The 1,198-nt window shown below is 57.8% G+C and carries 2 protein-coding genes; both read left to right on the forward strand.

The window, feature by feature from the left end:
• Window positions 1-6 precede the first annotated feature (6 nt).
• Window positions 7-900 (forward strand): hypothetical protein, encoded by an 894-nt coding sequence (locus ACIQVE_RS15310; protein WP_150594047.1) that lies wholly within the window; start codon window positions 7-9, stop codon window positions 898-900.
• 18 nt (window positions 901-918) lie between these two features.
• Window positions 919-1,198, forward strand: a 280-nt coding sequence (gene rplI / locus ACIQVE_RS15315; protein ID WP_402809696.1) for a 50S ribosomal protein L9, incomplete at its 3' end; no start/stop codon positions are given.

Here is a 1,198-nt window from a genome sequence, read left to right on the forward strand (position 1 = left end):
GAATGCATGCGTGCCTTAGCTGAGTTCATTATGCGAGGCCGTATGCAGGCCACTCTCGTAGTGGCCGGATGTGCAACATTGCCGTTGTTGTATTGGTTGGGTGCTGCCGCCGGGAGCCTTGTGCTTCTGCGGCGCGGATTGAAAGACGCTCTTGGCGTTCTTTCACTGGGACTGCTGCCAGCGTTGATCTGGTGGTTGTATGCCGATGACCCACGGGCCCTTCTGGTGCTTTTGGGATCTTCGGGGCTTGCGTTGGTTTTACGCGCAAGTGAGTCCTGGGTTCGCACGCTGCTGGTCAGCGTAGCCGTTGGAGTGGTGTTTTCAGTGGTGCTCGGGGCTGCGTTTGCAGCCCAGATCGAGATGCTCGCGCAGGCCCTCATAAAGGTCATGCCAGCGCTTCTCGGTGAGACCTACAAGCAATTGTCGGTTGATGAGCAAGCGCGTTTCGCGTCCCTGATTGCGCCAGTCCTGACCGGACTGATTGCGGCGTTGTTGCAGATCGTCAGCGTGCTGAGCCTGATTGTCGGGCGTCATTGGCAGGCGTTGTTGTACAACCCGGGTGGTTTTGGTCGCGAGTTTCGCGCCATCCGGATCCCGCTGGGGCCGGCGATGTTACTGCTGGCGTTGATGCTTCTGGGCCCGAATCTCGGTGCACAGATGGCCATGTTGACGCCGTTGTGCAGTGTACCGCTGGTGTTCGCCGGACTTGCCTTGATTCATGGGCTGGTCGGGCAGAAGCGACTGGCCGGTTTCTGGCTGGTGGGGTTGTACGTCACGCTGTTGCTGTTCATGCAGCTGATCTATCCGTTGCTAGTGGTCTTGGCCATTGTCGACAGCCTGATTGATTTTCGCGGTCGTCACGTGTCGAAAGACACCGACAGCGCGAACGGTGAAGGTTAAAAGTTAGAGGATTTTCACATGCAACTGATCCTTCTGGAAAAAGTCACCAACCTGGGCAACCTGGGTGACAAAGTAAACGTTAAGGCCGGTTACGGTCGTAACTACCTGCTGCCTTACGGCAAGGCTACCGCAGCGACCCCAGCAAACATTGCTGCGTTCGAAGAGCGTCGCGCCGACCTGGAAAAGGCTGCCGCAGACCGTAAAGCATCGGCTGAAAGCCGTGCTGCCCAACTGGCCGAGCTGGAAGTGACTATCACTGCCACCGCTGGCGACGAAGGCAAGCTGTTCGGTTCGATCG

The sequence above is a fragment of the Pseudomonas sp. NPDC098747 genome, assembly GCF_044760045.1.
In the GTDB taxonomy this organism is placed as follows: Bacteria; Pseudomonadota; Gammaproteobacteria; order Pseudomonadales; family Pseudomonadaceae; genus Aquipseudomonas.